This is a genomic window from Acinetobacter sp. ACNIH3 (genome assembly GCF_002918965.1).
In the GTDB taxonomy this organism is placed as follows: domain Bacteria; phylum Pseudomonadota; class Gammaproteobacteria; order Pseudomonadales; family Moraxellaceae; genus Acinetobacter; species Acinetobacter schindleri.
The window spans coordinates 51,231-78,148 of record NZ_PQLP01000012.1 but is presented as its reverse complement, the minus strand read 5'-3'; the positions used below and the strand labels follow the sequence as shown (position 1 = coordinate 78,148).

At 42.6% G+C, this 26,918-nt stretch carries 22 protein-coding genes; 8 read left to right on the top strand and 14 right to left on the bottom strand.

What is annotated here, in order from left to right; genetic code table 11:
• Positions 1-365: IS5 family transposase (locus C3420_RS07445; RefSeq protein WP_146048149.1), on the top strand; the 365-nt coding region annotated here is incomplete at its 5' end.
• Positions 366-511: 146 nt separating this feature from the next.
• Complete coding sequence (locus tag C3420_RS07440; RefSeq protein ID WP_004890200.1) at positions 512-1,057, top strand: CHAP domain-containing protein; 546 nt, start codon at positions 512-514, stop codon at positions 1,055-1,057.
• 33 nt (positions 1,058-1,090) lie between these two features.
• On the opposite strand, the gene C3420_RS07435 is transcribed toward C3420_RS07440, so the two are convergent.
• The 3 genes from C3420_RS07435 to lgt form a co-directional block, all read right to left on the bottom strand.
• A complete protein-coding gene (locus C3420_RS07435) occupies positions 1,091-1,465 on the bottom strand; it encodes a hypothetical protein (RefSeq protein WP_103800863.1) in 375 nt (124 codons plus the stop codon).
• Complete coding sequence (locus C3420_RS07430; RefSeq protein WP_103800862.1) at positions 1,458-1,847, bottom strand: hypothetical protein; 390 nt, start codon at positions 1,845-1,847, stop codon at positions 1,458-1,460. Before C3420_RS07430 ends, C3420_RS07435 begins: the two co-directional genes overlap by 8 nt.
• Before the next feature lie 95 nt (positions 1,848-1,942).
• A complete protein-coding gene (gene lgt / locus C3420_RS07425) occupies positions 1,943-2,752 on the bottom strand; it encodes a prolipoprotein diacylglyceryl transferase (protein ID WP_103800861.1) in 810 nt (269 codons plus the stop codon).
• A gap of 94 nt (positions 2,753-2,846) precedes the next feature.
• On the opposite strand from lgt, the gene C3420_RS07420 reads away from it, so the two are divergent.
• Positions 2,847-3,629: an NRDE family protein gene (locus C3420_RS07420; protein WP_103800860.1), complete on the top strand. Its 783-nt coding sequence runs from the start codon at positions 2,847-2,849 to the stop codon at positions 3,627-3,629.
• Between the two features lie 114 nt (positions 3,630-3,743).
• On the top strand, positions 3,744-4,625 hold the full coding sequence (locus C3420_RS07415; RefSeq protein WP_103800859.1) for a permease: 882 nt from the start codon (positions 3,744-3,746) through the stop codon (positions 4,623-4,625).
• Between the two features lie 102 nt (positions 4,626-4,727).
• On the opposite strand, the gene rdgB is transcribed toward C3420_RS07415, so the two are convergent.
• The 10 genes from rdgB to C3420_RS07365 all read right to left on the bottom strand — a co-directional run bounded on the left by rdgB (position 4,728) and on the right by C3420_RS07365 (position 19,510).
• Entirely contained in the window at positions 4,728-5,354 is a 627-nt protein-coding gene (rdgB, locus tag C3420_RS07410) for an RdgB/HAM1 family non-canonical purine NTP pyrophosphatase (RefSeq protein WP_103800858.1), read from the bottom strand.
• A 103-nt stretch (positions 5,355-5,457) separates the two neighbouring features.
• Positions 5,458-6,048 carry a tetratricopeptide repeat protein gene (locus C3420_RS07405; protein ID WP_004813225.1) on the bottom strand — a complete coding sequence of 197 codons (591 nt, stop codon included), beginning with the start codon at positions 6,046-6,048 and terminating at the stop codon, positions 5,458-5,460.
• Entirely contained in the window at positions 6,045-6,638 is a 594-nt protein-coding gene (metW, locus tag C3420_RS07400; protein WP_004890183.1) for a methionine biosynthesis protein MetW, read from the bottom strand. The genes C3420_RS07405 and metW overlap by 4 nt, the downstream gene beginning before the upstream one ends.
• Positions 6,638-7,798, bottom strand: a complete 1,161-nt coding sequence (metX, locus tag C3420_RS07395) for a homoserine O-succinyltransferase MetX (protein WP_103800857.1) — start codon at positions 7,796-7,798, stop codon at positions 6,638-6,640. Before metX ends, metW begins: the two co-directional genes overlap by 1 nt.
• Before the next feature lie 112 nt (positions 7,799-7,910).
• A complete protein-coding gene (gene leuA / locus C3420_RS07390) occupies positions 7,911-9,608 on the bottom strand; it encodes a 2-isopropylmalate synthase (RefSeq protein ID WP_103800856.1) in 1,698 nt (565 codons plus the stop codon).
• 463 nt (positions 9,609-10,071) lie between these two features.
• Positions 10,072-12,402: a TonB-dependent receptor gene (locus tag C3420_RS07385; RefSeq protein WP_103800864.1), complete on the bottom strand. Its 2,331-nt coding sequence runs from the start codon at positions 12,400-12,402 to the stop codon at positions 10,072-10,074.
• Positions 12,403-12,716: 314 nt separating this feature from the next.
• A complete protein-coding gene (locus C3420_RS07380; RefSeq protein ID WP_103800855.1) occupies positions 12,717-13,823 on the bottom strand; it encodes an alpha-hydroxy acid oxidase in 1,107 nt (368 codons plus the stop codon).
• The gene (locus C3420_RS07375; protein WP_103800854.1) at positions 13,823-14,506 is read right to left on the bottom strand and encodes a Fe2+-dependent dioxygenase; all 684 of its coding nucleotides are present in this window, start codon (positions 14,504-14,506) and stop codon (positions 13,823-13,825) included. The genes C3420_RS07380 and C3420_RS07375 overlap by 1 nt, the downstream gene beginning before the upstream one ends.
• A 79-nt stretch (positions 14,507-14,585) precedes the next feature.
• Complete coding sequence (locus tag C3420_RS07370) at positions 14,586-16,841, bottom strand: catecholate siderophore receptor Fiu (protein ID WP_103800853.1); 2,256 nt, start codon at positions 16,839-16,841, stop codon at positions 14,586-14,588.
• Between the two features lie 383 nt (positions 16,842-17,224).
• Positions 17,225-19,510, bottom strand: coding sequence for a TonB-dependent receptor (locus C3420_RS07365; protein WP_103800304.1), 2,286 nt, complete (start codon positions 19,508-19,510; stop codon positions 17,225-17,227).
• Between the two features lie 438 nt (positions 19,511-19,948).
• On the opposite strand from C3420_RS07365, the gene C3420_RS07360 reads away from it, so the two are divergent.
• A protein-coding gene (locus tag C3420_RS07360; RefSeq protein WP_098733269.1) for an IS3 family transposase occupies positions 19,949-21,024 on the top strand; the annotation gives its coding sequence in 2 pieces (ribosomal slippage) (positions 19,949-20,201 and positions 20,201-21,024; 1,077 coding nt in all).
• Between the two features lie 34 nt (positions 21,025-21,058).
• On the opposite strand, the gene C3420_RS07355 is transcribed toward C3420_RS07360, so the two are convergent.
• Positions 21,059-23,170 carry a TonB-dependent receptor domain-containing protein gene (locus tag C3420_RS07355; RefSeq protein WP_103800305.1) on the bottom strand — a complete coding sequence of 704 codons (2,112 nt, stop codon included), beginning with the start codon at positions 23,168-23,170 and terminating at the stop codon, positions 21,059-21,061.
• A gap of 263 nt (positions 23,171-23,433) precedes the next feature.
• Between C3420_RS07355 and tig the strand changes: the two genes are divergently transcribed.
• From tig to clpX, 3 genes are all read left to right on the top strand, one after another.
• A complete protein-coding gene (gene tig / locus C3420_RS07350; protein WP_004890158.1) occupies positions 23,434-24,765 on the top strand; it encodes a trigger factor in 1,332 nt (443 codons plus the stop codon).
• A gap of 195 nt (positions 24,766-24,960) precedes the next feature.
• A complete protein-coding gene (gene clpP, locus C3420_RS07345; RefSeq protein ID WP_004813202.1) occupies positions 24,961-25,566 on the top strand; it encodes an ATP-dependent Clp endopeptidase proteolytic subunit ClpP in 606 nt (201 codons plus the stop codon).
• A 29-nt stretch (positions 25,567-25,595) separates the two neighbouring features.
• Positions 25,596-26,906, top strand: coding sequence for an ATP-dependent protease ATP-binding subunit ClpX (gene clpX / locus C3420_RS07340; protein ID WP_004813200.1), 1,311 nt, complete (start codon positions 25,596-25,598; stop codon positions 26,904-26,906).
• The last annotated feature ends 12 nt before the right edge of the window (positions 26,907-26,918 follow it).

Genomic DNA, 26,918 nt, shown 5'->3' with positions numbered 1-26,918 from the left:
ACTCTGTTTATACCGATGGAGCTTATGACACCAAGCAATGCCGTCAGGTCATTGCAGATCGGCAAGCGCATGCGGTGATTCCACCTAGAAAAAATGCGAAACCATGGAAAGATACAAAGAGTAGCTCGCTAGAGCGAAATGAATTACTTCGAACAATTAAACGTTTAGGCAGGACACTATGGAAAAAATGGTCAGGCTATCATCGGCGAAGTTTGGTTGAAACTAAGATGCATTGCATCAAATTATTAGGAGATAAACTCAGTGCAAGGAGTTTTGATAGCCAAGTGAATGAGATCCATGCACGTGTAGCAGTCCTTAACAGATTTACGGAATTAGGTCGACCACTTACCCAAGTTACGCCTTAAATTTAGCTCAATTAGGGGCACTTTACATTTCAAATCTTTGTGCAACAAAGCCTTTTGAACGTGAAAAATAACATTAATGGGGCTAGTATTTGGGCCTTTCAAAAGATATGAACGCCTGCTTAAGGGCGAGGAGTACTTGGTTTAATATGATTTATGATCATCAAGTGAATATGAGTGAAGTTCATGCTCCTGTTCAAGCGAACGTCATAATTCGTTCCCAGTCGGGACAAAATTCTAAACGTCAGCCTCAGCGTAACAGCTCTGAATCAGCTCGTAACACAAGTTCTGAATCACGCAAGACTTTTAGTGCGATGAATGGCCAGCGTTTTAATATTGAAAAATTCACCAGTTATTTGCAAGGCATTACACGTAGTACCAGTACACAGAAATGTGCGCGCAGTATTCGTATCGGTTTGCAATCTTCAGGTGCAAAAATTGTGAATCACCCTGTGGCTGCAGCTGACTGGGGCAGTACCTTACAGAAATTGGGCTACCGCAAAATTAACCTGTCATTTGACCGTCCGAAAAAGGGTGATATTTATATCATTGACCGGACTTCCAAACATAAGTACGGGCATATTGCAGCATACTCAGGTTCTGCATGGGTATCGGATTTTAGACAGTCAGGTTATGCGGTTTATCGTAATTCTGATGTGAAATACACTTATTACCGCCTGGATTCTCACCTTTAAGTTAGAAGTTAAAAGTAGCATTTGCGAAATGGTTCAATCTTCGAAGCGTTTCGCACGATTCCCGTAAATAGACAGGATAAATAATCCAAGCGCGCTGAAGCCAATGCATTGAATGCCTAAAGCTATCTTGTGCTGTTCAGGCAGATAGCCAAACAGGGTAATCAGGGCAATCAGCGGAATACAGAAAAACAGTCGTGTAAAACCTTCCCGATAGGGATTCTGCTCAGACAGTTTCAAGGCGACTGTATGTAAGCCATGACTCAGCATCCCAATTGCCAGACTGATGCCGACAAATATTGTATTTAGTTCTGCAAAGGTAGAAGCGTAATAAATCACTGCACAGGTGGCGATACAGACGATCAGCCTGATCTGGCGTGAGCAGCGTTCGGAGTACCAGTAATTAAGCATGAGGCGGTGGAGTGTCCGTGTTTTTATGCATTAAAGACAGTGGTGAAAACATGCAGATGGCAATCGCCATAAAGCCAATGCCCTGCGCACCTGCAACCAGGATCTCGCCATCTTTCATATTCATGAAGACTAATGCCAATAATAGGGCAATTGGAATCCAGGTCAGTACGCGATAGAACAAGCCTGTCGGATTCTTTGCAGCAAAATGAATTTTGCAATAACGGCAGATCAGGAAAATAATTCCAGTACCGGCAAACATCAGAATCGCATCCAGCGGTAAAGGTTCTATCCAGTACAGCACTGCTGTCAGTACGGCAATCACGATAAAAATCAGTAATTTTTTAATGACAGAAATTTGCGGATTAAACCAGTATTCAAGCATGGCAACCGTGAAGATCCAAAAGAGTTGATCTGCACTTTAGCATATTTTACATATAAAAAAGCGAGGCAGATGCCTCGCAATATGTTCAGGATGTCTTATACGTTTTTCTGTGGACCCCAGTCATAAATTTTTTTCTGGTAGGCATACCACATCATCCATAGGCCAATCAGAATCATTGGCAGGCTGAGGAATTGCCCCTTACTCATCCAGCCAATAAATAATTGACCATTGTCCGGTTCACGGTAAAATTCGACGATGAAACGTGCCAGACCGTAACCAATCAGGAAGAGCGCAGAAACTGCCATACGTGGGCGAGGTTTAGAGCTAAACCACCACAGTACAATAAACAGAATCAGACCTTCACAAAGTGCCTGATACAATTGTGATGGATGACGAACCAGTTGGAGTGGATCGGTTGGGAAAATCATGCCAAAAGCAAAGTTTGGGTCAGTCACCTGACGACCATACAGTTCCCCGCCGATGAAATTACCAATACGGCCAAACATCAGACCGGTCGGTACACACGGCGCGATAAAGTCCAGAGTCTGGAACCAGGTCATGTTGTATTTTTTACACCAGAGTAGCATCGCCAGGATTACACCTAGGAAACCGCCATGGAAGCTCATGCCACCTGTCCAGATCTGGAACAGCCACAATGGGTCTGCCAGAAACTGGGAAAAACCGTAGAAAAATACATAACCAACACGGCCACCGATAATCACCCCAAGCGCCCCGAAGAAGATTAAATCCGAGACCATATCTGATGTCCAGCCGCGTTGTTTAGCGCGATACGTCGCCAGCCCCCAAGCAAATAAAAATGCCATCAGGTACATCAGTCCATACCAGTGGACCTGCAATGGCCCGAGCGAAATCGCTACAGGATCAATATTGGGATAGTTGAGCATGCATCTTCCTTTGTCTTTCTGTTTTGCCCTGATTTTAGCCTAAACTTGGGAAAAATGTTGTACATTCAATGTGTAAAGATCTAGAGCATCAATTATGTGTATCGTTGCCTTGGCCTGGCGTGTACTGGATGACACGCCACTTTTTCTGATTTCAAACCGGGATGAGTTTTATCAGCGTCCGACAGCCGCCCTACATGCCTGGCAAAATAGCCCAATTATTGCAGGTCAGGATTTGCAGTCTGGTGGTACCTGGATGGGTATAACTGCTTCAGGACGATGGGCAGTGATTACCAATTTAAGGGATGGTAATGACAAGAATAACTACCCAACTTCACGTGGACATATCATTCAGCATTTTCTGGAATCTGAATTGACACCTATCCGGTTTGCTCAAGAACTGGAAGAACGTCAATGTGATTATGCGGGCTTTAACCTGTTTGTCGGTGATTGTGATCAAGCCGTCTATCTGAGTAACCGTGGCGAGGCACCACAAGTACTGGCACATGGGGTATATGTAGTCTCAAATGGCCTGATGAGCGAAGACTGGCAAAAAACCCGTCACTTACGCAAGCGTTTTACCCAGGAATTCCTGCCCATGATGCAGCATCCCGATATACCTGAGTCGGATCTTTACTATGCCGTCTGGGATATTCTGGAAGATGAACGCAAGATCATTCCGGAGTTGTTGCCCAAGACCGGGATTTCACATGAACTGGAACAGTTGTTGTCTTCAACCTTTATTCAAAGTCCGGCTTATGGCACGCGCTGTTCCAATTTCCTGAGAATGAAAACCGATGAGTGGCAGTGGCTGGAAAAATCCCAGCAGGGTGAAACAGCAGGACAGATTGTTGAACAAGTTATTCCGATTATTAGCTAAATAACAGTATTGGTGATGATATTTATAAAGATATCAGTTTAAACAACATCCTTTTGAGGATATAGAGATATGCTAGGATAAAGCCTGTCTACTCCTCCTGACTTTATCTTCTTTATGGCACTGATCCTACCACTTATCTCATTTCTGATTGGATTTTGGGGCATCCATTATTTAAAGCCGGTTCGTCCATTTATGGCCGCTTTACTGGCACGTCTTTTGATTCCCTTGATTGTCATTTACAACATGGTGTTTTATAAGCCGGGCAGTCTGTGGCTGATCGGTTTTAGTATCTTTAGCTCACTGTTTCTGTTTGGCCTGTTCTTTCTTTTCTCCAAAGATAAATTGCGTGCGCTGTGCTTTAGTTATCTGAATGGTGTCTGGCTGGGATTTCCTTTTGCCTTGGCGTTATTTGGTCCTGATGCTTTAAATACCATTGTTGCCTTATATATCGGCGGTTCTTTATTTGGAAATGTCAGTGCAGTTGTAGCAGTGAGTGTTGAAAAGCAGACACCGCAATTCATTATTAAAAATATGCTGAAGTCTCCACCGGTGATTGCACTAACGGTTGCAGCAGTTTTATCGTTTTGGGATTTTAGTGCTTATGAATCGCATCCAGTGATTCAGTGGGGCTATGCCGTGAACAAGTTTCTGGTGACCTTTGCTGGCATGTGTATTCTAGGCATGTGGCTCCGTCATGTCCGGATTCAGCTGAGTGATTTGACCCGTAGTTTAATATTGATTAGTGGTCGCTTTATTCTGTCTTTAGGACTGGCAGCAGGTGCTTATTTCTTATTGCCAATTCCGCATCAAATACTAACTTATGCTGTTTTAATGATGTATTTCCTGCTTCCACCAGCAGCCAATATTGTGGCACTGGAAACCCATTATCAAGGTACGGGTTATTCAGCGAAATATATTGCTTCAGGAACGATTGCCAGTGCGATCTTGATCGGCGTATATGGAGTGATGGTGCATGCGTTGGTGCCGGGTTTATAAAAATATCAGAAAAGTCCTTTTCCTCGAGAGAGAATAAGATGCATTTTAAATCCCTCACCCCAGCCCTCTCCCAACGGGAGAGGGAGCCATGAGAGATGAAACTTACTTTTCCAGACTCGCTTTAAATAGCTGCATTGCCTGACCACGGTGACTAATTTTATTTTTCTCTTCCTTGCTCATTTCCGCACTCGCAATACCCAGTTCAGGTAACCAGAACAGCGGATCATAGCCAAAGCCATTTTCACCACGGGCTGCTTCCAAGATCTCACCTTTCCAGATGCCCTGGAAGATTTGTGGTAATGGGTCTTCGGCATGTTGCACTAAGGCCAGTACACACACAAACATGCCTTCAATCGGTTCACCGTCGTTACGCAGTGGTTTCAGGTCAGCCAGTAATTTTTCATTGTTCGCTGCATCATCACCATGTTCACCCGCATAACGTGCAGAGTAAATCCCAGGTGCACCGCCCAGAACTGGTACACAAATCCCTGAATCATCAGCAATCGCAGGTTTGCCAGAAATACGTGAGGCATGACGCGCCTTGATAATGGCATTTTCAACAAAGCTCAAACCATCTTCAATTGCGTCTTCAATATGCAGCTTACCTTGAGGAATAACTTCAACTGGAAGTTTGAGTTCTGCAAACATCTTTTCAAATTCTGCAATCTTGCCTTTATTATTACTTGCCAGTACCAGTGTGCCTTGGGATAACCAGTCAGTTGCAGCCATGTTAAAACTCATTATTAGATAAAGAATGGGCGCTATTTTAGCAATGGATGAAGAATTTGCGGCAATAAAAAAGCACCCGAAGGTGCTATTTATACCATTCAGCTTATTGTGCCTGAATCCATCTGTCAGCACGATCACGTGCCTGACGGATCTGTTCCTGGGTCAAGTTGGCTGCCAATGCAGTTTTCTTGCCTTCAGATAAAGTAATCACTTTATTATCCAGCATGCCGTCACGGGTAGAGAGTTCATACCACTGGTAAGCACCCATATAGTTTTTTTTCTTCTCTTCCATCATCGCCAGATTAAAGCTGGCACGATTATCACCACGGCTGGCCGCTTTTTCAAAGTACTGGCGAGCCAGTGTTTCATCTTTCTTGGTGCCAATACCATCTGCCAGCATACGGCCTACATTCAATTGAGCAACTGCCAGACCTTGATCGGCTGCTGCTTTATACCAGGCAAAAGCCTGACGTTCATCTTTCTGAATGTCTTTACCATACTGGTATTTGGTTGCTAAATAGAATTGTGCACCTGGCTGTCCTGCCTTCGCTGCCTTAATTAAGCTATTGATATCCATGATGGAATATTGTGCGGCCTGACTTGCGACAGAAGGTGTTGGAGCAACATAGTCTGCATGGGCCTGAAAGCTAAAAAGTCCAGCCAGTAGCGTCGTACTTAGTAATAATTTTTTCATAGAGCGCTCACTCGATAAATTGCGACTTCACCAAACAGATTAGGGAGGTGCTTGCTGAGCATGCTGCCTTGTTGATTCCCATTCACAGCGAGTCGGTTAATAATTTTGATATTATTTTCCGCGCAAAGTGCTTCAAAGTCACGGAAAGTACATAAGTGGATGTTCGGTGTGTTATACCACATATAGGGTAAAGCTTCCGAAACAGGCATTTTCCCTTTTAGTGCCAGGAAAGAACGAGTCTTCCAGTGCGCAAAGTTCGGGAAAGTAATAATCGCCTGTTTACCCACTCGCACCATATCACGCAATAAAACGTCCGGTGCATCTACAGCTTGCAAAGCCTGTGCCATGACAACATAGTCAAAAGACTGGTCTGCAAAACGACTTAATCCCAGATTTAAGTCTTGCTGGATGATATTTAACCCACGACTGACTGCAATTGCAATCTTTTCTTGATCAATTTCTAATCCGTATGCACGAATATTGTGCTTTTTGCTCATATGAGCCAGTAATTCACCGTCACCACAGCCCAGGTCAAGGACGCGTGAACCCGGTTTAATCCAACGTTCTGCCAGTTGTTGATCAATACGCATTACACCGTCTCCTTCGGGGTTGATTTTAACAGTTCTTCACCACCCAGGAAGGCACGCAATGACTTCACATACAGTGGAATTGGGAACAGGAAGGAGTCATGGCCTTGCTCAGCATCAATATCCAGATAGCTGACAGGCTTATTATTGGTAATTAAGGCGTCTACGATTTCAACAGAACGTGAAGGTGAGAACCGCCAGTCAGTTGTAAAAGAGACCACGAGGAATTTACATTTGGTTTGAGCCATTGCCTTTACCAATGATTGTTGATATTCACGTGAAGGATCAAAGTAATCCAGCGCCTTGGTCATAATCAGGTAAGTATTGGCATCAAAGTTCCGGCTAAATTGTTCACCTTGATAGCGCAAATAGCTTTCGACCTGGAACTCCACATCGAAACCATACATAAATTTACCGGATTTTAAATCACGACCAAATTTCTGCTTCATGGCTTCTTCAGACAGGTAGGTGATATGACCGACCATACGTGCCAGAATCAGACCACGTTTTGGATAGCTGTCATGTTCCAGATAACGGCCATTATGGAAATCCGGATCTGACAGAATTGACTGACGTGCGACTTCATTAAAGGCAATGTTCTGTGCAGATAATTTAGGTGCGCTGGCAATAATCACACATTTTTGCAGACGATCTGGATAATCTACCGACCATTGTAATGCCTGCATACCACCTAATGAGCCACCGATGACGGAATACCATACATCAATGCCGAGACGGTCAGACAGCATGGCTTGGGTTTTCACCCAGTCACGTACAGTCACTAGAGGAAAATCAGGACCATAAGGGCGGTTGTCATTTTCAGGGTTCGGAGAAGTTGGACCTGTCGAACCACTACAGCCACCAATATTATTCAGGGCAACCACAAAAAATTTATTGGTATCAATTGCCTTGTTTGGACCAATACAGGCATCCCACCAGCCTGGTTTTTTATCATCTTCATGATGATAGCCAGCAGCATGATGATGACCGGAAAGGGCATGACAAATCAGAATGGCATTGGACTTATCGGCATTGAGTTCGCCATAAGTTTCAACCATCAGTTCAAAACGGGGGAGGATGCGACCGCATTCAAGCTCTAACGGCTGTTCGAATTGGAACTTTTGTGGGACAACAAGGCCCACTGAGTCAGCTGGAAAAGACACGGGAATGATTCGCCTTAAATCTTTAGTATGAATAAATAAAAGGATACCATTTGCAGGTATCCTTCTAAAGTCTTTTTAGTGCTATGAATTATCGCTAATTCTAATACCGTGTCTAGACGGCAGCAGCAATCACCTGTTCAGTGCTTAACACACCCTGGTCAATCAGGCGGTTGGTACATGCGATAATCGCTTCAATTGAAGAGGTCACAATGTTGTCGTGGACACCAGCACCAAAGGCGGATTTACCGGTACCTTTCACTTGCAGTTCAACCAATGCCAAGGCTTTGGCATGTGCACCAGAACTGATGCTACGTTCTTCATAGTTCAACACGTCAATTGGCAATTGTAATGCATCCAAAATCGCAGAGATTGGACCGTTACCTTCACCACGCAAGTGCTGAGTTTCACCATTGACTTCAACATCTAGCTCAATCACCTGGTTGCCATTTTCATCTGACAATTTATAGTTCTTGGCAGCGTAGTGTGCATCTTTGGCATCAACATAGGTATCTTTGAATAAGCTCCAGATCGCTTGTGCTGAAATCTCAGTACCATCTTCATCGGTTTTTTGCTGCACGATTTGCGAGAATTCGATCTGTAAACGACGTGGTAAAGTCACGTTATAGTTCGATTCTAACAAGTACGCGATACCACCTTTACCTGACTGTGAATTCACGCGAATCACGGCGTCATAGTCACGACCCAAGTCTTTTGGGTCGATTGGCAAGTACGGCATATCCCAGATTTCTTCGTTTTTCTGGAATTCGAAGCCTTTTTTGATCGCATCCTGATGTGAACCAGAGAATGCTGTAAACACCAAATCGCCCGCATATGGATGACGTGGATGTACAGGCAAACCGGTACATTCTTCAACAGTCGCGATGATTTCGTTAATGTTCGAGAAATCTAATTCTGGTGCAACACCCTGGGTATACATGTTTAAGGCAATTGCCGCTACGTCCACATTACCGGTACGTTCACCATTGCCGAATACACAACCTTCGACACGGTCAGCACCCGCCATAATCGCCAATTCAGACGCTGCAATGCCACAGCCACGGTCATTATGACAGTGAACTGAAATGATCACGCCGTCGCGACGCTCAATGTTGCGGTGCATCCATTCCACCTGGTCGGCATACACGTTTGGTGTAGAGACTTCGACAGTGGCCGGCAAGTTCAAGATGACTTTGTTGGTCGGAGATGCTTCCCAGATTTCAGTCACTGCATCACAGACATCTTTCGCGACTTCTAATTCAGTTGCAGAGAAACATTCAGGACTGTACTGGAAGACAAATTCAGTTTCAGGCTGTTTTGCTGCGTATTCTTTCACTTTTTGCGCTGCATTTATCGCTAACTGTTTTGCACCTTCAACGTCTACGTTCAACACTTTTTGACGGAAGGTTGGAGAGTTAGAGTTGTAGATATGCACGATTGCGCGTTTCGCACCTTGTAAAGATTCAAAAGTACGTGCGATTAAATGATCACGTGCCTGAACCAATACTTCGATGTAGACGTCATCCGGAATATGACCTTCTTCAATCAATTTACGGGTGAAGTCGAAATCAATTTGAGATGCAGATGGGAAGCCGATTTCAATATGTTTGAAACCGATTTTTACCAACATCTGGAACATTTTGAACTTCTGCTCGATATTCATTGGCTCGAAGATCGCCTGGTTACCATCACGCAGGTCAGTACTCATCCAGATTGGCGCTTTAGTGATTTCATTGTTCGGCCATTGACGGTCTGGTAAGTCCACACGTTGATACATGCGACGGTATTTTTTACTTGGATCAGCCAACATCATGAGAGAGCTCCTTAGGTAGCCTGACATACTCGCTTGGTGTAGCAGTTGCTCGGTCTACAGCATAGATTTTGTCTATATATTCGTTTACAGGCAGGTGAGGGTAAATTAGATCAATCCTGTATTTTTAAGTTTTGATCTTCAGGATCGACCAGACACCTGCATGGTGAACCTATAATTAAATTTTAGTCCAGAAAATGTGAAAAGTTTTTGCTTTTTCTATGGATTTTAGTCGTATCTTAAAAAAGATTTTCTTATAAAGTTGTTAATTGGAAAAATATTTCTCTAATCTATTTTAATTTTGTTGGATTTTCCTGTAATTAAGCGATAAGGCTAAAATATTTCTTTATATAATAGCTTTGTTGGAAGTTCTTAAGCAATGCATACATGAAATCTTTCATATCAAAAAATAAAGGCTAGTTTGATGAATCCAGACTAGCCCTTAATATCATGAAGATTGCTCAGATCAGTATTTAAAATGCAGGCCTAAAACGGCACTGATGCCTTCTGCTTCTGTAGCATAGTGGGAAGAATAGGCTTTGGTAAAATAACGTGTATCGGACAGGTTATTGATATTTAGCTGTAGATCCACATTGGGGTTCACCTGATAACGTGCCATGGCATCGTAACGCACATAACCGGGAACAAATTTGGTATTGGCGGCATTGCCATAAACTTTATCCATTGCCACAGCACCGGTACCCAATGTTAGTTGAGGTATGACCTGATAGGTCATCCATAGAGTTGCACTGTTTTCTGCTACGTTCTGAACCTGATTGCCATTGTTTGTGCTTGGAACATAAATCGGTTCGGCCGTGGTTCCAATATTTTCAAAGCCACCATCAATCAGTTCACTATCCAAATAGGTATAGCCTGCGGAAATTGCCCATTTCTCAGTAATATTTCCATTGATACCCAGCTCAATCCCATCAACACGAGTCTCTCCGATATTACGGGTAGTACCATCAGCATCGGTTGAACGGGTATTGATTTTTTCAGTACGGAAAATGGCGGCGGTCAAATTGAGTTTGTCTTCCAGAATATCCCATTTAGTCCCCAGTTCCATGGTACGGACTTTTTCCGGTTTTAAATTTTCAATAGCTACAGTAATACTTTCGGAACCATCACCGCCATCGATGCCAACCGGATTTGAGGAAGTGGCATAGCTGATATAAATACTGCCATTTTCTCTTGGCTTAAAGACTAGACCGGCCTGATAGTTAATAAAGTCATCTTCATTTTCAAGGGTGAGCTGATCACCTGGAACGGCTGTAATCGGCGTATTGTTGGCACCTGTCACCGCATTATTGAATCGTCCATAGGTCAATGTTTGCTGGGTTTTATAGTCATCCCAGCGCACACCCAGATCCACAATCCATTGCGGATGCAGTTCGATGCTGTCCAGGAAGTAGATCGATTTGGATTTGGTCTCAATATGATAACTGTCTGCACCATCCGTACTAATCGTTCCCGTCCAGGTACTCCGATTTGGATTGTCTACAGAAGTACACCAACCTAAGACAATATTGGCAGGAGTGCCACAGGCTGCATAGGAACTGCCAGTCGCATTCAGACCGTTAATAATATATTGAGTACGCTCAGTATCCTGATCCGAATATTCTGCACCCAGATTAAAGCTATGCTGGATGATACCGGTGTTGAATTTACCGGTTAAAGCCAGCAAATCAATAAAGGTATCGGTATCTGCGATACGTGAATTGGCCCGAGCCCAGACATTGCCATTTAAAATGAAGTTTCCGCGTGAATCATCAGGATTGGTCCAGAGGTAGTCATTTTTAGAACGGTTAAATACCGCCGTATTGCTGAGGGTTAAATTGTCATTTAGATCATGTTCCAGCTTGAGGGTGCCAATCTGGTTTTCCTGTTTCTGGAAATCACGATCTTTCCAGCCATAATACTGCCCTTGTTTGACGTTAATCGGTTTACCATTGCCATTTAATGGCCGGTTATCAGGGTTATCTCCAGTAGGTGCCCCGAACGGATTGTTATAGGGAATGCCTGAGTCTGGAATATCATCAGTTTTTAGATAGTAATAACTCAAAGTACCACGCGTTGCATTGTCCAGACCAAAACTGAAGCTGGGTGCAATACCGGCGCGTTTGTATTCTGTACCGTTATGCTGTCTTGCTTTTTCATTCTGATGACCCATGACAGCTATACGAGCCGCCATACCATTATCAAAGTCCTTGTTAGCGTCTAAAGTGATACGTGCGTACATGTCTGTGCCACCTGTAATCGAGCCTTCCAGCGCATCTCCCTGTTTCGCCACTTTTGAAATCAGGTTAATACTGCCGCCAGTGGTACCAGCGCCGCCCATGGCAGAAGCAGAACCTTTGGTGACTTCGACCTGCTCAACGGCAAACATTTCCCGGTTTTGTGAAGTCGAATTCCGTACACCATCCACATACATCGAACTCTCCGAGTTATAACCCCGAATAAAAGGTCGATCCCCATTTGGATTACCACCTTCTCCCGCGCCTAGGGTAATCCCCGGCACAGTACGCAAAGCATCTGCCAAGGTCGTAACCTGCGTATCTTCAATCAGTTGCTGAGGGATCACAACCACAGATTTCGGGGTATCCAAGAGAGGGGCAACAAATTTGCTATTTGCCGACTGATCGATTTTTAAACCTGGAACAGATTCCACTTGCACTTCCTGACGGATGGTTTCAAGCTGCACCACGTTTTCTTGGGCAATTGCATGTGCGGATGCAAGAGAAAGGGAAGAAACGATTGCTGAAGAAACGATTTTTTTACGAGATTTTATCTGGCTCATCATAGTTCTTTTTTATTTTTAAGTTTGGATTCGCAAATAATAATTATTATTGTTATCGTTGCTATCCTTTCTGAATTGATATTGGCGATGAATAAAATTTAATCAATTTTGAAAATAGATGAAAGGATCAGAGGGTGGAGGGTTAACTCTATGTTTTTGCTATAAATTGATAAAATATGGGTCTATTTTAGTTTTAATTGATAATAATTATCGAGATATAAAATATTTAAGATGCTCTTAAATAATAGTTCAAGAAGTAGAACATAGCACTTCCGACTTCTTGAAACTTCATCTTTATTTTCAAATAAATATCATCATTCAATTCTATTCAACACACAGCCCGGCTGAATTTCAGCTACTGTGGCTGTTCCCATTAGCGCCATGGTGATTTCAAATTCTTCTTTGAGGATTTTAATCACATGTGCTACGCCTAAAGCTCCGGCAGTCGCCAGTCCATAAATATAAGGACGGCCAACCAGCACCGCAGAAGCACCTAAGGCAATCGCCTTGAAGATATCCGAACCACGGCGAATACCGCCATCATAAAGCAGAGGAAAATCTGCTGGCACCACCTTTTTAATCAGTTGCAAGGCAATGAGAGGAGAAATGCAGGTATCCAGTACCCGGCCGCCATGATTGGAAATGATCAGACCTTTTACCCCATGCTGAATCGCCAGCTGGGCATCCTGCGGATGTACGATGCCTTTTAGAATGACCGGTAAATGGGTCTGCTTTACCATCCAGACAATATCTTCCCAGGTCGGAGCAATTTTCATCAGCCCATGAAAGACCGGATGATCACCTTCTTTTAATTCTGGCAGGGGAATATGTACTGGTGTATGCGGGTGCTGCATGTCTTTCGGTAAATGGAAAAAAGCACGACGTTCACGATCACGGATGCCGGTATGTGGTGAATCCACGGTAATCACCAGCGCCGTGTAATGATGTGCTTCAGCCATTTTCACCAAAGCCAAAGATTTTTCCCGATCACCTTGCCAGTAAAGCTGGAACCATTTGCGAGGATTATCCTGCTTGAGTGCCCGCATATCGGTATTAGTAAAAGTGCTGAGAATGATATTGCTGCCCATGACTTCTGCTGCAAGCGCTGAAGCTGCTTCAGCCTCAGGGTGAAATTGCTGCTGGTGTCCAATCGGTGCCAGGAAAATCGGATGCGGAAATTTCTGTCCAAAAATTTCAATTTCAGTACTGCCTTGGCTCAGGTCCTTCAACATTCGAGGTAATAACTGAATATCCTGAAACTGCTGTAGATTATCCCGGACACTGACTTCATCCATAGAACCACCTTGCAGATAATCCCAGACCATACTGGACAGATGTTTTTTTGCCTCCATTTCATAGTCGGCAATGGTTTGTAAGTAGGCGGGAATCTGGGTCAGTGGTGCGATTGGGTCCTGCGACATTATAAGTCACCCCATTGACGAATCAGGTTGTGGTAATGATGGGTCAGCTGCAGGACTTCTTCCGTATCGCCAATTTGCTGACGCAGTTTGATAATGGTCATATCCAGATCAAATAGCATGCTGCGTTTGGCATCTTCCCGAACCATACTCTGAATCCAGGTGACAGCTGCTATACGTTTGCCTTGAGTCACCGGTTCAACCCGATGCAGACTGGTCGATGGATAGACAATCACATCTCCAGCATCCAGCTTGACTTCATGGCAGCCATATTGGTCTTCGACCACCAGCTCCCCACCTTCATATTCATCGATTTCAGATAAAAACAAAGTCAGTGAGACATCAGTGCGAATAGCCTGTCCAAGCAGGGGAGAGTAATGAATGGCATTATCGACATGATTGCCATAGTTACCAGAATCCTGATAGCAGTTAAACAGGGGCGGCAAGATATGTTTCGGCAGGGCAGCAGAAGTAATTAAATGATGGTTTTTAAGTGCCTGTAAAATAATCGGGCTAATCTGCCCATATAGGGCAGACGAAGAATCCAGTTGCAGGTTCTTTTTGATTTTCTGTGCCTGACTCCCGGCACTGAGTTGTCCATTGATCCAATGTTCTGAGGTATCAAGTTGTTGTCTCAGTTCGGCAACTTGTAGTTTGCTTAATACTGCCGGGATATGTAACATCATTTTAAAAGCATTCCTGCAATTGAAAATATCGTGCATTCAAGAGAATACACGATATTGGTAAGTAGAGATAAAGGCTGAATTAAAATTTATAATTTAAGGTTAAAGCTGCTGAACGTGGTTGACCCAGGATCATACGGCCACCCCCGTTATTCAGTGTGCTGATGTACTCTTTATCTGCCAGGTTATAGACATTCAGGTTTAAAGAAGCACGGTCATTAAAGGTATATCCGGCCATGGCATCAAATACCACATAGCCTGGAATGCTTGGCATATTGGCTGTTGCAGTACTATCGGTAATCACACGTTTTTGCTCATCCACATACCGCGCGCCCAGACCCAGTTTTAAACCAGAAATGTTATAGGTGGTCCATAGGGAAGCCGTCCATTCAGGTGACCAGCGCACGCTATTGGTCTGGGTTATTGCACCCGTGTTGGCATTGACACTGAGCTGGTCTTTTTGCTGGGTTTTCATATGGGCTACGCCAGCTGAAATATTCCAGGCATCGCTAATTTTACCGACAGCACCCAGCTCGACTCCCTTAACAACAGTTTTACCTTCCTGAATAGACTCGCGGGTAATCGGGTCTTGAGTGAACTGGTTTTCATTTTCGGTATGGTATACCGCAGCATTTAAAGCCAGGTTACCCTCCAGTAAATCCCATTTGGTCCCGATTTCATAATGATGGGTTTCTTGAGGATCAGCAGTCGAGCTGTTTGCTCCTGTAGTTGAAAGGCTAAAATTATTGCTACCTGGAGGTGTCAGGGACTTGGCATAAGAGGCATAGACACTGCTATAGGCTGTGGGCTTATATAAACCACCAAGCTTCCAGCTGAATAAAGTATCATGTGCTTTTAAATCTGTTCTAGTTTCAGTCACTGCCAATGTATTGCTGTCGGTTGAGTAACCCAATGCATCGTAATTGGTATCATAATAGTCGATACGGACTCCACCGTTTAACTGGAAGCGTTCACCAAACTTGAGCGTATCAAAAAGATAAGCTGCCGCCGTCTGGGTTTCGCCATCAGAATATGCACCCGTATAAACAGGGTCCGGTAGATTCTGGTAACGATCAGGATGATATAGATTCGCGGGTGGTGTACTGTTGGTTGGTTGTCCCGGCATTTGTGTAGCCAGCGTTCTAGAATATTGCCGCTCTTTTAATAGCTCTACGCCAGCGACCATATCATGTTCTACTGAACCAGTTTTGACATTCCAGTTGATCGTACTCTGATTAGCTAGAATTTTATTTTCCTGATCCACCCCTTGTCGCGAACGGCTGACTGTCCAGTCTTGAGGATTAGTAGAGTCGTTTCTTGAAATCGTATTAATCCCTGTCAAGGTACGCTGCATCTGGGTATTTCCCAGACGGGTAATATTGGTAAATTTCAGATTTTCAGCCCAGTCACTTTCGATTTTGGCTGTAAACATGTCAGCATCAATATCTTCATGGTCATCTGCGTGACCATAATAATTTTCACGATCCACTTTAGCTGCATTGGCAATCAGCGGGTCTGCATTCCAGAAACCTTTCATTCCAATAGTCGGAATACCGCCATCCGGGATATTACGCTGACGAATGTGTTGTGAGTAAAGATATAAACGAGTATCGCTATCCAGACCAAAGGCGATGGAAGGAGCAATAGCCCAGCCTTTATTTTCGATATAATCGCGTCCTTCCACACCGCCATCTTGTCCCATCGCATTCAGGCGAATGGCGACGCTGTCATTAATGGCCTGATTAATGTCGGTAGCAAGGCGTGTATGTTCTGCCGTGTTATAGGTTGCAGACACTTCACGGCTGTTTTCCAGATGAGGCAGCTTGCTGACCAGATTCACATAACCGGATGCTGTACCACGTCCACCCTCTGCACCTGCCGGGCCTTTTATAACTTCCACCTGCTCCAGATTAAATACATCACGATTCACAGCGCCCAGATCACGAATACCATCCAGATAGGTCGAGCTTTGAGTTGAAAAGCCGCGCATCTGGAAAGCATCGCCAGCACTGGTATTGCCATTTTCACCCAGTTGCAAGGTAATTCCTGGTGTATTACGCAGAGCTTCAACCAAGGTAGTCGCACCTTGTTCTTTTAATAAATTTTTGTTGATAATCGAAACAGTTTGCGGCGTATCTACCAAAGCTTGGCTAGATTTAACAGAGCTTAATTGATCTACTTTATATTCACTTACAGTTTTATTTTTAACCGTAATTTCTGGAAGCTGAATAACTCCTTCATTGGTGGTGTTATCCGCATGAGCGATAAGAGGCAGAGTTGCAGCAAGTGCGACCAATGAAGTCTTATAATGATTTTTCCGGCTTTTGATATGCGCCATATTGCAGAATTCCTGAATTAAATAATATTTCCCTTACCACCTTGATATGCTCGAGTTCATCAAATAGCAGCAATTATGGAGTTATTGTTATGGCCTTTAACAATTTTGCGAATTGTATTAATAATAATTATCATTAACAATATTGAATTTAGTCATTGTTATAACTTTGTGCATGGAATTACTGTTTAAATTTTAGAATTTGATTCAGGATTTCTATAGAAAAAAGGTAAGGTCTATATTTTCTTGAGGTTTTAAGCCATGACTTAAATAAGATAACTAACAGGTGTTAAAAACAGTATGTTCAAGTAGTCCTTGATATATAGGACAGAAATAAAGATAGCCTCATGAATGAGGCTATCTTTAAATAGGGAAGAAGCGAAAATTTAGTATTTAAAGTTTAGAGAAAGGACTGCATTGCGACCTTCTGCTTCAGTTGCATAGTGAGATGCATAAGCTTTAGTGAAATAACGTTGATCAGTCAGATTGTTTACATTCAACTGCAGGTCAACATTTTGATTCACGTTATAACGTGCCATTGCATCGTAGCGAACATAACCTGGAACGTATCTGGTGTTGTCGGCATTACCGTAAACTTTATCCATGGCAACTGCACCCGCACCAACTGTGAAAGCAGGGGTTAGGTCATAAGTCGTCCAAAGAGTTGCAGAATTTTTCGCAACATTCTGAACCTGGTTACCATCATTGGTACCTGCACCATCATCGACAATTTCACTGTCTAGATAAGTATAACCAGCAGATACAGCCCATTTGTCAGTGATATTGCCGTTCGCTCCAAGTTCAAAACCGTCCACACGTGTTTCACCAATATTACGGGTAAAACCGTCAGTATCAGTTGCTCGAGTGTTGGTTTTTTCAGTACGGAAAATAGCAGCTGTTAGATTTAATTTATCATTAAATAAATCCCACTTTGTGCCAAGTTCCATGGTGCGAACTTCCTCAGGTTTAAGGTTGTTCATGGCCTGAGCTTGTGCTTCAGTGGTATTACGTCCAGGTACAGAAAGTCCTTCTGAACCATCAGCAGCGTCTACACCCACTGGATTGGCAGAAGTTGCATAGCTGGCATAAATACTGCCATTCTCAGTTGGCTTAAATGTTAGACCTGCCTGGTAATTAAAGAAATCATCATTAGTACCAAATTTTGTTCCAGCTGGAATTAAACTACTGCCAGAGCCTGACTCTTTGTTGTAGACCTGCTCAGTATCAAATTTATCCCAACGCACACCAAGATCTAACAGCCATTGAGGGTTCATCTCGATGTTATCTAAGAAATACACTGATGTATTTTTAGTGGTCGTAGTAGAAATTGCACGATTTGCAGAAGTTGAACCTAACCAGGGATCATTTGAGTTCGGGTTATTAGCACTCGTACACCAATAATTTGAGGTAGTATTGGTAAATGTGTTACATGCTTTGCTTCCACTAAGGTTAGCCGGAAGAGTAGAGCTTGCCGCCTGCCCTAAATCTGTAAGTAAATAATTTCCTTTGTCAGATTCTTGCTTAGAATATTCAGTGCCTACATTAAAACTATGCTTTAGTGTACCGGTATTAAATTTACCGGTTAATGAAAGCTGATCGCTAAATGTATCTGTGTCAGTAATACGGGTATTTGCACGACGAACCACTTGTCCATTGGCAATATTTAATTTGGAATCATCTGGCTGAGTCCAGACATAATCATTTTTAGATCGGCCATAAACAACCGTATTACTAATGGTTAGATCATCTGTTAAATCGTGCTCTAACTTTAAAGTACCAATCTGGTTTTCCTGTTTCTGGAAGTCACGATCCAGCCAACCATAATAAATACCTTGTTTAGTATTGAGTGGTTTGCCTACAGCTGTTTGAGTTGCTGAATTCCAGTAAGGCACACCAGAATCTGGTGTATCATCAGATTTTAAGTAGTAATAGCTTAAAGTCCCACGAGTAGGGGTATCTAGACCAAAACTAATACTTGGCGCAATACCGGCACGTTTATATTCAGCACCGTCTTTCTGACCTGCTTTTTCGTTTTGATGCCCCATGACAGCCACACGTGCTGCAACACCATTACCAAAATCTTTATTACCATCTAAGGTAATACGTGCGTAGCTGTCAGTGCCTCCAGCAACAGAACCTTCTAAAGAATCCCCTGCTTTGGCAACTTTAGAAATCATGTTAATGCTACCACCAGTGGTCCCTGCACCGCCTATAGCAGAAGCAGAACCTTTGGTAACTTCAACCTGTTCTACAGCAAACATTTCACGGTTTTGCGAAGTTGCACTACGAACTCCATCTACATACATTGAGCTTTCAGAGTTATAACCACGGATAAATGGACGATCACCATTCGGGTTGCCACCTTCACCGGCACCCAGGGTAATACCTGGTACAGTACGTAAAGCGTCAGCAAGAGTAGTAACTTGAGTATCCTCAATTAGTTGTTTAGAAATCACAGATACTGATTTCGGGGTATCTAATAAAGGTGCAACAAATTTTTTATTGGTAGAATTATCTACTTTTAAGCTTTGTTGTTTTTCAGCAGCAATTTCTTGATGAATAGTTTCAAGTTGAACAACTTTTTCTTCAGCAACAGCGTTCACTGCGATCATGGAGAGGGAAGAAGCGATCGCAGAAGAAACGATTTTTTTACGTGACTTGATGAATGACATGGAATACTTGAATCGTGTAATTTGTGATGTGCGAATAATAATTATTCTTATTTGGTTAATGTTTGTTTTTGTTATTGGTTTTGGCAATGTTTAGCTAGGCTAAACTTGGAAATGTAAATGTAATAGTGTAACAAAATATATCTAAGCTAATGAATTTAATAAATATCGGAGAAATAAGTGTTTAAAGTCTCTTTAATGGGGATTTTTTATGTACATGAAGTAGGGATTTTATAAGAATTTTCAAAACATAAAAAAACCTGCCGCAGCAGGTTTTTTTATTGACTAGATATGATTAGAAATCATATGAAACAGACAACCAGTAGTTACGGCCTGATAAGTAAGTACCAGAGATAGAAGAACCTACATCGGTAATCCCCCCTAAAAATAATAGGATCTAAAAGTAGAATTTTCTCTTAAGATACGAGCAGGAGATTCTGCATGAAAACATCTAAATTTACTGACAGCCAGATCATGTCCATTTTAAAACAGGCGGAGTCTGGCACACCTGTAGCCACCCTTTGTCGTGAACATGGCATGAGTAATGCCACGTTTTATAAATGGCGTGCCAGATATGGCGGTATGGATACCTCATTGATGGCTCGACTGAAAGAGCTGGAAGCAGAAAATACCAGACTAAAAAAAATGTATGCTGAAGAGCGATTAAAGGCAGAGATTGTTCAGGAAGCAATGTCAAAAAAGTGGTGAAGCCATCTTGCCGACGTCAGATGGCTCAACAAGCCGTTGCCCTGCATGCGGTTAGTATCCGTTTAGCTTGCTCTGCATTTGGCATTAGTGAAACCTGCTACCGTTATCAGGCTAAACTTTGCGATGACAATGCATTAATTGCTAAACAGCTCATTGAACTCACTGAGGCAAATTCCGATTGGGGATTTGGTCTGTGCTTCTCATATTTACGACATGTTGAGAATCACTGCTGGAATCACAAGCGGGTTTACCGCATTTACTGTGAGTTGGCACTAAATCTGCGTATTAAACCGAGAAGAAGACTAAAACGGCACGCGCCTGAACCATTGAAAGAACCAATCCGAGAAAATCAGGTCTGGTCATTAGATTTTATGCATGATCAGCTGATCGATGGTCGAAAGTTCCGATTATTAAATGTGATTGATGACTACCGTCGAGAAGGCTTAGCGATTGAAGCAGGATTCTCATTACCTACAATCCGAGTTATTCGTACGTTGAATCAGTTGCTGGAGTGGCGAGAAAAGCCGTTAGTTATTCGGTGTGACAATGGCCCGGAGTTTATCAGTCATGAATTTGTACGCTGGGCTACTGAGCACGGTATTCGTATTGAATATATTCAACCAGGTAAGCCACAGCAGAATGCGTATATTGAACGTTATAATCGGACTATACGTTATAGCTGGCTAAGCAAGCATCTATTTGACACACTGGAAGAAGTACAAGATTATGCAACAAACTGGTTGTGGCATTACAACCATGAAAGACCACATCAAGCTAACAAAGGAAAGCCACCTCTAAGGGCTGCTTAACCTCTACTTTTAACTTCGGTTATTTATGGGAGGATTACCCATCAAGATATTTATAACCAGTGGCAGATACAGTTTCGCCATCGTTATTAATATAAGAATACGTGGTGCTACCTTCGGTGAAGTCTTTGTCTAAGAGGTTGTTTACAGCAAAATTAAAACGTAATGCATCAGAGTAGCTATAGCTTGCACCTAAGTTAAAGAGGTTATAACCACTAAACTTATCACCAAAAATCAAAGACTCTTCATAATCACTTGAACCAAGGCCTGCTGCTGGTGCTGTTGGATTAGATTGGAAACGGTCTTTGCTCGAGCGATATTCATGCTGTAACCAGATATCTAGGGCAGGATTAATGTGCCATGTAGATGTTGTATTTAATGCATGTTTCGGTACATTACTAAAATATTGACCCTTTTTGTCACCTTTCGTAATTTCGGTTTCCATAAATGTATAGGCGGTCTTGATATCCCATTCTGGCAGGATGGAGTAATGAAGACTAAGTTCTAAGCCTTGAGTTTCAGCTTCATCTGCATTTGAACTTTTGCTATATTCTGTCACGCTAGGCGCCAAACTTGAACATTCTGGTGAAGCTGGGCATTGATAAGTTGAAGACATAATTTTGTCTTCAATTTGGTTAAAGAATGCCGTAGCAGTCAAGTTAAGTCGATCGTTCGGTTGGAAATTTAAACCGAGTTCATAGTTGGTCGAGGTCTCTGGTTTTAAATCAGAATTTCCTAAAGTTGGTGTTGTACCCTGACCGCTGTAGTTAATAATCCCGTCATGTAAAGCTTTCGCAGAAGGAACCTTATAACCTGTACTTACACCACCTTTTAGCGTAAGAACATCATTGGTATTCCAGACTAAATAAGCACGAGGACTGAATTGTCCACCGAACCCTGAGTGATCTTCATAACGGCCACCGAAAGTAAAGCGAAGGTTATCTAACAAGCTCCATTCATCTTCAGCATAGAATGACCATGAGTCTTTAGAAAATTCTTTTCCAATACCCGCAATATCATCAGCAACTTTTGAATCTTTATATTCTACACCCGCAGTAATCTTGTGATTGGCAATAGGGGCAATGATGTGAGAATCTAAGACCAAGTCTGTATTTTCAAGGGTGCGATCATTTCCTGCGAAGGCATTACCAGGGAAAGTATTACGTGGAATGGTACGACCTAATGTTTCAGTTTTTGTTTGGCTTATATAACTTTTCCATGTACCAAAGCTGTAGTCTCCATCATGACCAAGAGCATATTGTTCACGATTAAACTCGAGTTCATCTTTATAACCATTTGCACGAGTAGGGGTGTCGATGTTACCTAGGCGGTTATCTTCATTGAGATAAGTTTGGCTTGAATGAAATGCATCAATCCATAGAGTATTGGCGTCATCAACTGTTAAATTGAGTTTTCCACCTACATCATAAATATCTGCTTTACTTGGACGAGGGTCACGTCCTGATTCGGCAATACGTTCAGATCTTTGGCGATCCAGATAAGAACCACGTAACTGTAAGCCTAAGCGGTCATTAATAACAGGACCATTTAAGGCAAAACTTGTCTTCCATGCATCTGCTTCACCGCTGTGTTCCATGGCATTACCACTTAGGGTAACGTTACCATTCCATTCATCGCTAACTTTTTTAGTGATGATATTAATGACACCACCCATAGCTTCTGAGCCATAACGTGTTGCCATTGGACCACGAATCACTTCAATGCGTTCAATAGAGGCTAATGGCGGTAAATAAGTATTCGATGATTCACCAAAACCATTTGGTGCAACATCAGAAGATGTCGTTTGGCGACGACCATCAATGAGAATAAGCGTGTAATCATTACCTAAACCACGCATCTTAATATTTAGACCTGATGTCTTGCCGACACCATCACGAATGTCTACGCCAGGAACATCAACGAGCAAATCAGCAATGCTGGTCGCATTTTTCTTTTCAATATCTTCTTTGGTTACCACACTAATAGAAGCAGGCGCATTTTTTAGTTCTTGTTCAAAACCCGCTGCAGAAACGACAATCGTCGACAGTTGATGTGTTGTTGTAGGCGTTAATGTTGTTTCAGCAAATACTGAGGATGATGTGACCCCAAGGATAGCCACTGCAAGAGGGCGAAGATTGAAAGTGCGCATAACCAAGATTCCAGGATAATGGAGATAAAATTAGAGTTGTGTATCAAATTTTTGCAATATTAATGATAATATTTATCATTTGCAACAAGGTGTATATAGATATTTTAATCAAAAGAGTAATTCATCGTATAAATAGGAATAATGTGAAGAAATCTTTTCTAAAAACTGTAACAAGGCTGTATGTTTTGTATATCTTTAAATGATGTCATATAATGTGGCACATTTTTTTATAACCTGTTATTACCAAATATATAGAGGAAGCCATGCAAGTAACTTCTGAAGCGGTTTCGGGCGTTGCCCGTCGTTTAAATGTTTCTGTACCGACGAGCCGAATTAATGAGCAATTTGAAGCTCGTTTAAAACGCACTGCTAAAACTGCGAAGATCAACGGCTTCCGTCCTGGTAAAGTGCCTTTGAACGTTATTCGTCGTGAATACGGCGCTGGTATTTACCAAGAAGTTGTTAACGACATCATTCGCGATACAGTTTTTGAAGCAATCCAACAAGAGAAAATCAACGCTGTTGGTATGCCAAACATCGAAAAAACTGAAATGAAAGATGATGCTTTAGTTTATGAAGCAACTGTTGAAGTTTACCCAGAAGTTGAAGTGAAGTTTGAAGGCCTTGAAGTTGAGCGCAACGAAGCTGAAGTAAACGACAAAGACGTTGAGAAGATGATCGAAAATCTTCAAAAACAACGTGCTGCTTGGGCTGAAACTAAAGGCATGGCGAAAAAAGACATGCAAGTAACTTTCGATTTCGAAGGTTCAGTTGATGGCGAAAAATTTGAAGGCGGTTCTGCAGAAGACTTTAAACTTGTTTTAGGTTCTGGTCGTATGATCCCTGGCTTCGAAGATGGCATCATCGGCATGAAGAAAGGCGAAGAGAAAGTTATCGATGTAACTTTCCCAGAAGACTACCAGGCTGAAAACCTTGCGGGTAAACAAGCTCAATTCAAAATCACTGTGAAACTTGTTGAAAAACAAAAACTTCCAGAGATTGATGCTGAATTTCTGAAAATTTTCGGTTTAACTGAAGAAGAAGGCGTTGAAAAACTGAAAGCTGACGTTCGTAAAAACATGGAACGTGAAGTGAAAAACGGTCTTCGCAACCAGGTGAAAGGCGCAACTTTTGATGCACTTGTAGCTGCAAACGAAGTTGAAATTCCAGCTGCAATGCTTGCTCAAGAAGTTGACCGTCAACGTCAACAAATGATCCAGCAGTTCACTCAACAGTTTGGTGCCCAAGGCGCGAAAGCATTTGATTCAAGCATGCTTCCAGATGAACTGTTCAAAGAACAAGCTGAAAAATCAGTGAAACTTGGCGTGTTGGTAAGTAAAGTACTTGCTGACGCGAAAATCGAAGTTGATCAAGCACGTGTAGAAGCTTACATCGAAGACATGGCTTCTTCTTATGAAGATCCTGCTGAAGTGATTGAATACTTCAAAAACGACAAGCAACAACGTGCTCAAATCGAAGCAGTTGTTCTTGAAGACCAAGTTGTTGATCACATCCTGGCTGCTGCTAAAGTGACTGACACTAAGGTTAGCTATGAAGACCTATTGAAAGCTCAGCAAGCTCGCCAACAAGGCTAAGTTTAGCTGGTCATAAAAAAGGCGCTTTAAGCGCCTTTTTTTAATACTTTAGCTTTCTATGACCTAATCCGTTTTTCACAAAACTAATGCAAAAAATATCATGGAATTCATGGCGAATATTTTGCAATTTAGATCATTATCCCTCATATTGTAATTATGGGTTAAGTCACAAAAAATTTAGGAATAAATAAACGTATGTATGTTCCAGCGATTGAAAACGCTTTAGTTCCAATGGTGGTAGAACAATCATCTCGTGGTGAGCGTTCTTTTGATATTTATTCACGTCTTTTACGTGAGCGGGTAATTTTCTTGACTGGTGAAGTTGAAGACAACATGGCCAACTTGATTGTTGCGCAAATGCTGTTTTTAGAAGCTGAAAATCCTGACAAGGATATTCATCTATATATTAACTCGCCAGGTGGTTCGGTGACTGCAGGTATGGCCATTTATGACACCATGCAATTTATTAAGCCGGATGTTGTGACTTATTGTATGGGTCAGGCTGCATCAATGGGTGCATTTCTGTTAAATGCGGGCGCAAAAGGCAAACGTTATTGCCTTGAAAATGCCCGTGTCATGATTCACCAGCCATTGGGTGGTTTTAAGGGTCAGGCATCTGATATTGAAATCCATGCCCGTGAAATCCTGTTTATCAGAGAGCGTTTAAACCGTCTGATGGCAGAACACAGTGGTCAGGACTTTGATAAAGTCGCGCGTGATACTGACCGTGATAACTTCATGACTGCTCAGCAAGCGAAAGAATATGGTCTCGTGGACGAAGTTCTAACGAAACGTCCATAAGTTTGAAAGATTGAGATATTGGAGAGACTATGTCCGAACATACTCAAGGACAAAAGCATTGTTCATTCTGCGGTAAAACGCAGTCTGAAGTCGGCAAGCTGATTGCTGGCGAAGACGCCTACATCTGTAATGAATGTGTAGACGTATGCTTGGATCTGGTTCAGACCAGTCAACAGGTAGAAACCAATGACTGGGCGAATCGTCCTTTGCCGAAACCGCATGAGATCCGTGCGGCGCTAGATCAATATGTAATTGGTCAGGACGTAGCGAAAAAGACGTTATCTGTTGCAGTCTATAACCATTACAAGCGTTTAAAAGTGCAGACCAATGGTAAAAAAGCTGATGACAGCGTTGAAATTGCCAAAAGTAATATTTTGCTGGTCGGTCCAACAGGCTCGGGTAAAACCTTACTGGCACAAACCCTTGCACGTCTTTTAGATGTACCTTTTGCGATGGCAGATGCAACGACCTTAACCGAAGCAGGTTATGTGGGCGAAGATGTTGAAAACATCGTACAGAAACTGCTGCAAAAAGCTGACTATGATGTCGAGAAAGCGCAAAAGGGTATTATCTATATCGATGAAATCGACAAGATTACCCGTAAGTCTGAAAACCCATCCATTACACGTGATGTATCGGGTGAGGGTGTACAGCAAGCGTTATTAAAAATGATCGAAGGTACGGTTGCTTCAATTCCACCACAAGGTGGCCGTAAGCACCCGCAGCAGGAATTCATTCAGATTGATACTTCAAATATCCTGTTTATCTGTGGTGGTGCATTCTCAGGACTTGAGAAAATTGTGCAGCAACGTCAGGAGAAGGGTGGTATCGGCTTTACTGCAGAAGTACGCAATAAAGAGGAAACCAAGAAGCTATCTGACCTGTTCCGCCAAGTCGAAGCAACTGACCTGGTGAAATTCGGTCTGATTCCAGAATTCATTGGCCGTCTGCCAGTGATCGCAACGCTGGATGAGCTGGATGAAGAAGCTTTGATGCAAATCCTGACTGAGCCAAAGAATGCTTTAACTCGTCAGTATAAGCATCTGTTCGATATGGAAAATGTAGACCTGGTCTTTGAAGATTCTGCATTACGCGCTGTGGCGAAAAAAGCCCTGGAACGTAATACAGGTGCACGTGGTCTGCGTTCTATTCTTGAGAACTCATTGCTTGAAACCATGTATGACCTGCCAAGCCGTACCGATGTTGGTACTGTGGTAGTGAGTGAGGCTGTGATCAATGGCGAGGCTAAACCGGAATTCCGTCCGGAACGTCAGGCTGCTATTGAACAGACTGCTACTCCCAAGGCTGATTTAAAGGTAGTAAATAGTAAGTCTGCTTAACTGCTGTTCGTC